Genomic DNA, 8,358 nt, shown 5'->3' on the forward strand with positions numbered 1-8,358 from the left:
GCGCTTGTCGTGGTCACGCCGCTGGCCCCCATCCCAGCCTTCCCCCAGAGGGGGAAGGAGCAATACCTCATCAATACCGATCAGCCGAAGCGAACGTACTCGAAATCCACCGGCTGGCGGTTGATGCCCATCACCGGCGGGGAAATCCAGCCGGCGAACTTGCCCGGCTCCACCACGCGGCCCATCAACGATGCCACGAAAGCGAAGTCCTCGGAACTCGGCAGCCACTCGTCGCGCTTGGCGGCCCATTCGATCTCGTTCACCACGCGGCCGTCCGGCGACATCTTGATGCCCGCGAGCGCGCCGATCTGGCGGTTGAAGGCCTTGTGCGGCACGATCAGGCGCGTGGGAATGCCGGCCTTCTCGAGCACCTTGTTCCAGCGGTTCACGCCGGCCACCGAGTCCTTGATGAAGTCGTCGCGCAGCACTTCGTTCAGCGCGTTGAGCATCGGCACGTCCTTCTCGACGAGCTGGCCTTCCTTGACTTCCAGCACCTTGTAGGTCTGGCCCTTGAGCACGTGGTCGTCCTCGCGCTTGCCTTCTTCGTAGCGGCCCTTCAGGCCCGAGCTGTAGAAGATGGCGGCGTTGCTCGACTGGTCGGCGCCGAACAGGTCGATGGTCACGCTGTAGTGGAAGTTCAGGTAGCGCTGGATGGTGCCCAGGTCGATGGCGCCGGCCGCGCGCACCTTCTGCGCGTCGTCGGTCTTCAGCTCGTTCATGACCTGCGCGGTGCGCGCGATGACGCGCGACACGCCGCTCTCGCCCACGAACATGTGGTGCGCCTCTTCGGTCAGCATGAACTTGGTGGTGCGCGCCAGCGGGTCGAACGCGCTCTCGGCCAGCGCGGCCAGCTGGAACTTGCCGTCGCGGTCGGTGAAGTACGTGAACATGAAGAACGCGAGCCAGTCGGGCGTCTTCTCGTTGAACGCGCCCAGGATGCGCGGGTTGTTGTCGTCGCCCGAGGTGCGCTGCAGCAGCGCGTCGGCCTCCTCGCGGCCGTCGCGGCCGAAGTGCTTCTGCAGCAGGTAGACCATGGCCCACAGGTGGCGGCCTTCTTCGACGTTGATCTGGAACAGGTTGCGCAGGTCGTACATGCTGGGCGCCGTCAGGCCCAGGTGGCGCTGCTGCTCGACCGACGCGGGCTCGGTGTCGCCCTGCGTGACGATGATGCGGCGCAGGTTGGCGCGGTGTTCGCCGGGCACGTCCTGCCAGGCCTTCTCGCCCTTGTGGTCGCCGAAGTGGATCTCGCGGTTGGCGTCGCCCGGGTTCAGGAAGATGCCCCAACGGTAGTCGCGCATCTTCACGTGGCCGAACTGGGCCCAGCCTTGCGGGTCGACGCTCACGGCCGTGCGCAGGTACACGTCGTGGTTGGTCGAGCCTTCGGGGCCCACGTCGTCCCACCAGTGATGAAGTTGGGCTGCCAGCCTTCGAGCGCGCGCTGCAGCGTGCGGTCTTCGCCGAGGTTGACGTTGTTGGGGATCTTCTCGCTGTAGTTGATCGTGCTCATCGTTGTTCCTTGGGTTGTACGGACTGCTTGTTCGCTCAGACGCGGTTCATGTCGAAGCCGGCTTTCTGGCCGGTACCGTAGACCTTCAGCGCGCCCTTTTCGCCGACGGCGTTGGGGCGGTTGAAGATCCAGTTCTGCCAGGCGGTGAGCCGCCCGAAGATGCGGGTGGCCATGTTCTCCTTGCTCGCGAAGCGCAGGTTGGCTTCCAGGCCGGTGAGCGCGTCGGGCGACATGGCGGCGCGCTCCTCGATGGCGATGCGGATCTCGTCGTCCCAGTCGATGTCGTCGGGCGCGGCCGTGACGAGGCCGAGCTTGAGCGCCTCATCGGCGTCCAGCGGCTTGCCGGCGGCGGCGCGGGCGGCTTCGAGCGGCGCGGCCTCTTCATAGAAGCGGCGTTGCAGGCGGCTCTGGTCGTTCACCATCGGGAAGAAGCCGAAGTTGAATTCGCCCAGCGTGAGCTTCGGTGCGCGGTCGGCATCGTCGGGCAGCGCGAGCATGTAGGTGCGGTCGGCGGCAAAGGCCAGCTCGGCCAGCGTGCCGGCAAAGCACGAGCCGGCTTCTACCAGCGCGAACAGGCTGCGCGACGACACATCCAGGCGCGCCAGCGTGCGGCGCAGCGCGCCGATGGTCTCGCGCACCAGCCAGTGGTCCTTGTTCGCGAACATCACGGCGTCGGAGGCGAGCACGGCGGCGGCGTCGCCTTCGGTCTTGAGCAGCCAGGTGCCGATGTCGAGCTCGTTGGTGCGCAGGTTGAGGATGGCGTCGTCGAGTTCGCGGCACATCGCCAGCGGCCACCAGGCGGCGCCCGCGGCTTCGATGGCGGCAATGTCGGACGGCTGCGTGCCGGTGGGCGCCTTCACGGTGATTGTGGCCGTGCGCTTGCTGCGGTCGATCTGCACGTTGACGTTCGAGTACGCAATGCCGTCGGCGCTGTCGGTGCGTTCCAGGCGCGTGAGCGCCACGCCCTTGCCGCCGGCGGGGCGGTCGCTGCCAGAGGCGAGTTGCGAGGCGCGCTCCTGCACGGCGGCCGCGAACTGCGCGGGCTTGGCCACGGCGTCGACCAGGCGCCAGTCGACCGCGCGCTGGCCGCGCACGCCTTCGACGCTGGTGCAGAAGATGTCGGCCAGGTCATGGCGCACATGGCGCTTGTCGGTCACGCGGGTCAGGCCGCCGGTGCCGGGCAGCACGCCGAGCAGCGGCACTTCGGGCAGCGACACGGCCGAGGAGCGGTCGTCGACCAGCAGGATTTCGTCGCAGGCCAGTGCCAGCTCGTAGCCGCCGCCGGCGCAGGCGCCGTTCACGGCCGCGAGGAATTTCAGGCCCGAATGCTTCGAGGTGTCTTCGATGCCGTTGCGCGTCTCGTTGGTGAACTTGCAGAAGTTGACCTTCCACGCATGGCCCGAGACGCCGAGCATGAAGATGTTGGCGCCGGAGCAGAAGATGCGGTCCTTGCCGCTGGTGACGATGACGCTGCGCACTTCGGGGTGCTCGAAGCGCACGCGGTTGAGCGCGTCGTTCAGCTCGATGTCCACGCCCAGGTCGTAGCTGTTGAGCTTGAGCTTGTAGCCGGGGCGAATGCCGCCGTCTTCCGCGATGTCGAGCACGAGGCGCGCAATGGCGCCGTCGAAGCTCAGGGACCAGTGGCGGTACTGGCCGGGTTCGATGCGGTAGTCGACGCGCGGGGGCGCCTGGAGCGTGGTGTCGGTCATGCGGAAGTCTCCTGTGGGGCTGTGTTCGGAAACCGTGAACAGGAAAGATAATGCACTTTCTTGCTCCGATGACATGCATCATGCTGCATGCAAAGAGGCAAGTCAATGCCTGTTGTGCTTTTTTTCAGTTTCTGGAGGGGTCAGGGGATTCAGGGGAGTACCCGGTGCCCTGTGCGCTTGGGCACGCTGTCGGTTCGCGGCCGATCAACAAGTGCTCTGAAAACGCTCAGGCTGATGGGGTGCCTTGCGCAGCGAAATAAAGGAGGAGCCCGAAGGGCGGGGGACATTCGCGGAGCAAGGCACCCCGTCGGCCTGGGCGCACCCCGAACGCTCAGCCGCCCAGCCCCATCGACTGCCGGGTCGCCGCACGCAACGCCTGGAAGCTCTGCGACAAGGTCTTGCCGCTGGTGTCCACCGACAGGTCGGCCTTCGAATAGAAAGCGGCGCGGCCATTCAGGATGCGGCGCAAGTCTTCCATCGCTTCCTTGCTGGCCGCCATCGGGCGCGTGTCGCCCTGCGCGGCCACGCGGCCCATGTGCTCCTCGGGCGCGGCCTGCAGCCACACCGTGGTGCAGTGCGCGAGCAGCTCGTTGAACGTGGCCGGGTCGGACACGATGCCGCCGGGCGTGGCAATGACCACCTCGCTGTAGATCTGCACCGCCTCCTCGAGCGCGCGGCGCTCGTAGCGGCGGTAGGCGTTGGTGCCGTACAGGTCGTGGATTTCGCGCACGCTGCAACCCGCGAGCTTCTCGATCTCGCGGCTCAGCTCGATGAAAGGCAGCTCCAGGTCTTCGGCCAGCATCTGGCCCAGCGTCGACTTGCCCGCGCCGCGCAAGCCCACGAGCGCGATGCGGCGGTGCCGCGACGGGTCGACCGAGGCCGTGCCCAGCAGCTCGCCCAGGGCCACGCGCACGCGGCGCAGGTCGGCTTCGCTGCGGTGCTCGAGCAGCTCGCGAATCAGCAGCCATTCGGGCGAGCTGGTCGTCACGTCGCCCACCAGCTCGGCCAGCGAGCAGTGCAGCGCGCCGGCCACCTGCTGCAGCACCAGGATCGACGCATTGCCGATGCCGTACTCGAGGTTGGCCAGGTGCCGCTCCGACACGTCGGCCGCCAGGGCCACGGCCTTGCGCGTGAGCCCGCGCTGCGCACGCAGGTTGCGCACGCGGTCGCCCAGCGCCGCCAGCAGCGGATTCTTGGCCTCCCCGGCCGGCGCGGCGCCATTGCCGCCAGTGCTCGCTTCGGGCGCGGTGGCCAGCACCGCGTCTACATGCTCATTCATGCAATTCCTCGTTCTTCGCCGGGATTGTGCGCGCTCAGGGTAAACACCATAGATGCACTATATTGCTTGACACTCATTGTCTCGATGCTTATTGTTCGGCCACAAGCAAGATACTGCACACGCAGCATTCCTGCAAGGTAGTTCATAAGTTCGAGGCCCCACGATGTCCGACCGCAGCACACCCGCCACAGGCAAGGAAGCATTTCACCAGCTGATTGCCGGCCTGACCGCCGAAATTGCCGGCAGGCCGCTCGACGGCACGCTCGACCAGTGGCTCAACGCCACCCACGGCGCGGGCAGCGCCCGCTTCGCGCAGTTGCGCCAGGCCTGCATCGGCGGCGTCGCCGAAGGCTGGCTGTGCGAGCGCGAAGGCGGCGGCATCAGGTACGGCCGTGTCTTCAAGGCCGAGGACGCGCTGCACCGCTTCTCGGTCGACGTGGTCGACATGCAGGACATCGCCGGCCCGCACCACACGCACCCCAACGGCGAGATCGACCTGATCATGCCGCTGGACGACAGCAGCGCCGCCACCTTCGACGGACGGCCCGCGGGCTGGTGCGTCTACGGGCCCGGCACCGCGCACCGCCCGACCGTGGCCCGAGGCCGCGCGCTCGTCCTGTATCTCCTGCCCGAAGGGCAGATCAAGTTCACCCCATGACCGAACTCCTTTCCAACTACGTCGCCGGCCGCTGGCAGAGCGGCTCGGGCACCGGCACGCCGCTGTTCGACCCGGTGCTGGGCACCGAACTCGCGCGCGTCGACGCCACCGGGCTCGACCTGCCCGCCGCCTTTTCGTTCGCCCGCGAGCAGGGCGGCAACGCACTGCGCGCCCTCACCTACCGCCAGCGCGCCGCATTGCTCGCCGCCGTCGTGAAGGTGCTGCAAGCCAACCGCGACGCGTACTACGAGATCGCCACCGCCAACTGCGGCACGGTGAAGAACGACTCGGCCGTGGACATCGACGGCGCGATCTTCACGCTCGGCCAGTACGCCAAGTGGGGCGACGCGCTGGGCGACGTGCGCGCGCTGCGCGACGGCGACGCCGTGAAGCTCGGCAAGGAGCCGGTGTTCCAGTCGCAGCACCTGCAGGTGCCGACGCACGGCGTGGCGCTGTTCATCAACGCCTTCAACTTTCCGTCGTGGGGCCTGTGGGAAAAGGCCGCGCCCGCGCTGCTGTCGGGCGTGCCCGTCATCGTCAAGCCCGCCACGGCCACCGCCTGGCTCACGCAGCGCATGGTGCGTGACGTGGTCGATGCGGGCGTGCTGCCGGCCGGCGCGCTGTCGGTCGTGTGCGGCAGCTCGGCCGGCCTGATGGACGCGCTGCAGCCCTTCGACGTGGCCTCGTTCACCGGCTCGGCCGAAACGGCCGCCATCATCCGCTCGCACCCCGCCGTGGCCGAGCGCTCGGTGCGCGTGAACATCGAGGCCGACAGCCTCAACAGCGCCCTGCTGCTGCCCGGCGCCGCGCCCGGCAGCGAAGCCTTCAACCTGCTGGTGCGTGAAGTGGTGCGCGAGATGACGGTCAAGTCGGGCCAGAAGTGCACCGCCATCCGCCGCATCCTGGTGCCGGCCGAGGTGTACGACGCGGCGGCCGAAGCCATCGGCGCCAAGCTCGCGGGCGTCACCGTGGGCAACCCGCGCAACGAGGGCGTGCGCATGGGCTCGCTGGTGAGCCGCGCGCAACTGAACGCGGTGCGTGAAGGCCTCGAAGCGCTGGCCTCGCAGACCACCGTGCTGCACGACGGCCGCGACAAGCCGCTGGTCGACGCCGACCCGAAGGTGGCCGCCTGCATCGGCCCCGTGCTGCTCGGCGCGCGCGACGCCGACGCGGCGCGGCGCGTGCACGACGTCGAGGTGTTCGGCCCCGTCGCCACGCTGCTGCCGTACCGCGACCTGGCGCACGGCATTGCGCTGGCGCACCGCGGCCAGGGCTCGCTCGTCACCTCTCTGTACGGCAGCGACGACGCGGCGCTGGCGCAAGCCGCGCTGTCGGTCGCGCCGAGCCACGGCCGCGTGCACGTCATCACCCCCGAGGTGGCGCAGGCCCACACCGGCCACGGCAACGTGATGCCGATGTCGCTGCACGGCGGCCCCGGCCGCGCGGGCGGCGGCGCGAGCTGGGCGCCTGCGCGCGCTCGACTTCTATCACCGCCGCAGCGCGGTGCAGGCCAGCCCCGGCGTCATCGCCGCGCTCGGCCTCTAGAACAAGAACACGGCCGACGGAGACAAGACCATGACCCTGCCCACACGATTCAACTTCGCCGAGCACCTGTTCGCCCTCAACCGCGGCCGCGCCGAACGCACCGCCTATATCGACGACCGCGGCACGCTCGGCTACGGCCAGCTCGAAGACCGCGCGCGCCGCCTGGCCGCCGCGCTGAAGGCGGCCGGCGTGCGGCGCGAGGAGCGCGTGCTGCTCCTGATGCTCGACGGCAACGACTGGCCCGTGAGCTTTCTGGGCTGCCTGTACGCCGGCATCGTGCCGGTGGCCGTGAACACGCTGCTCACGCCCGACGACTACGCCTACATGCTCGAGCACAGCCGCGCGCAGGCCGTGCTGGTGTCGGGCGCGCTGCTGCCGACGCTGCAGGAGGCCATGGCGCGCGGCGGCCATGAAGTGCAGGCCATGCTGGTGTCGCAGCCCACCGCCGCGTTGCCCGACGGCGCGCAGGAATTCGAAGCTGCCCTCGCGGCCGTGCAGCCGCTGGCATCGCCCGTGACTACGGCCTCGGACGACCCGGGCTTCTGGCTGTATTCGTCCGGTTCCACCGGCAAGCCCAAGGGCACGGTCCACACGCACGCCAACCTGTGGTGGACCGCCGAGCTGTTCGGCAAGCCCGTGCTGGCGCTCACCGAAGACGACGTGTGCTTCTCGGCCGCCAAGATGTACTTTGCCTACGGCCTGGGCAATGCGCTGACCTTCCCGCTGTCGGTCGGCGCCACCGTGGTCCTGATGGCCGAGCGGCCCACGCCCGACGCCACCTTCCGCCGCTGGGTGGAGCACAAGCCCACCGTGTTCTTCGGCGCGCCCACGGGCTTTGCGGGCATGCTCGCTTCGCCCAAGCTGCCGGCGCGCGAAGCGGTGGCGCTGCGCATGTGCTCGTCGGCCGGCGAGGCGCTGCCCGGCGAGATCGCGCAGCGCTTCAAGACGCACTTCGGCTGCGAGATCATCGACGGCATCGGCTCGACCGAGATGCTGCACGTCTTCATCTCGAACCGCCCCGGCGACGTGCGCTACGGCACCACCGGCAAGCCGGTGGACGGCTACGAGATCGAGCTGCGCGGCGAAGACGGCCGCCCCGTGGCCGACGGCGAAGTAGGCGACCTCTACATCCGCGGCCCGAGTTCCGCGCTGATGTACTGGACCAACCGCGAGAAGTCGCGCGACACCTTCCAGGGCGGCTGGACCAAGAGCGGCGACAAGTACACGCGCGATGCCGACGGCTACTACACCTACGCCGGGCGCAGCGACGACATGCTGAAGGTCAGCGGCATCTACGTGTCGCCGTTCGAGGTCGAGTCGACGCTGATGCAGCACCCGTCGGTGCTCGAGGCCGCGGTGATCGGCAAGGAAGACGCCGAAGGACTGACGAAGACCAAGGCGTTCGTGGTGCTGAAGGACGGCGCCACGGCAACGGAAGAAGAGCTGAAGGCCTTCGTGAAGGAGCGGCTGGCGCCTTACAAGTACCCGCGCTTCCTGGAGTTCGTGAGCGAGCTGCCGAAGACGGCGACGGGGAAGATTCAGCGGTTCAGGCTGCGTGAGAAGGAAAAGCAGGCATGAGCGGCCGCGCGTCTTTCTCTTGCGCCCTCCCCTTCCGGGGGAGGGTCGGGGTGGGGGCTGACGGCCTCGACCATCGCGCTGT

At 68.6% G+C, this 8,358-nt stretch carries 4 protein-coding genes and 2 pseudogenes; 3 read left to right on the forward strand and 3 right to left on the reverse strand.

Going from position 1 to position 8,358, the window contains the following annotated elements:
• Positions 1 to 80: 80 nt before the first annotated feature.
• From boxB to BMG07_RS38280, 3 genes and pseudogenes are all read right to left on the reverse strand, one after another.
• Positions 81 to 1,507, reverse strand: a pseudogene (boxB, locus tag BMG07_RS38270) (benzoyl-CoA 2,3-epoxidase subunit BoxB).
• A 35-nt stretch (positions 1,508 to 1,542) separates the two neighbouring features.
• The gene (gene boxC, locus BMG07_RS38275) at positions 1,543 to 3,216 is read right to left on the reverse strand and encodes a 2,3-epoxybenzoyl-CoA dihydrolase (RefSeq protein ID WP_198088856.1); all 1,674 of its coding nucleotides are present in this window, start codon (positions 3,214 to 3,216) and stop codon (positions 1,543 to 1,545) included.
• A gap of 331 nt (positions 3,217 to 3,547) precedes the next feature.
• Positions 3,548 to 4,495: a helix-turn-helix transcriptional regulator gene (locus BMG07_RS38280; protein ID WP_198088857.1), complete on the reverse strand. Its 948-nt coding sequence runs from the start codon at positions 4,493 to 4,495 to the stop codon at positions 3,548 to 3,550.
• A gap of 163 nt (positions 4,496 to 4,658) precedes the next feature.
• On the opposite strand from BMG07_RS38280, the gene BMG07_RS38285 reads away from it, so the two are divergent.
• The 3 genes and pseudogenes from BMG07_RS38285 (at position 4,659) to BMG07_RS38295 (ending at position 8,276) form a co-directional block, all read left to right on the forward strand.
• A complete protein-coding gene (locus BMG07_RS38285; protein ID WP_198088858.1) occupies positions 4,659 to 5,153 on the forward strand; it encodes a DUF4863 family protein in 495 nt (164 codons plus the stop codon).
• Positions 5,150 to 6,698: pseudogene (locus tag BMG07_RS38290) on the forward strand (3,4-dehydroadipyl-CoA semialdehyde dehydrogenase). Before BMG07_RS38285 ends, BMG07_RS38290 begins: the two are co-directional and overlap by 4 nt.
• Before the next feature lie 30 nt (positions 6,699 to 6,728).
• Positions 6,729 to 8,276, forward strand: a complete 1,548-nt coding sequence (locus tag BMG07_RS38295; RefSeq protein WP_198088859.1) for a benzoate-CoA ligase family protein — start codon at positions 6,729 to 6,731, stop codon at positions 8,274 to 8,276.
• Positions 8,277 to 8,358: the final 82 nt, after the last annotated feature.

Origin of the sequence: Variovorax sp. E3, from assembly GCF_016082275.1 — a bacterium.
Taxonomy (GTDB): Bacteria; Pseudomonadota; Gammaproteobacteria; order Burkholderiales; family Burkholderiaceae_C; genus Variovorax.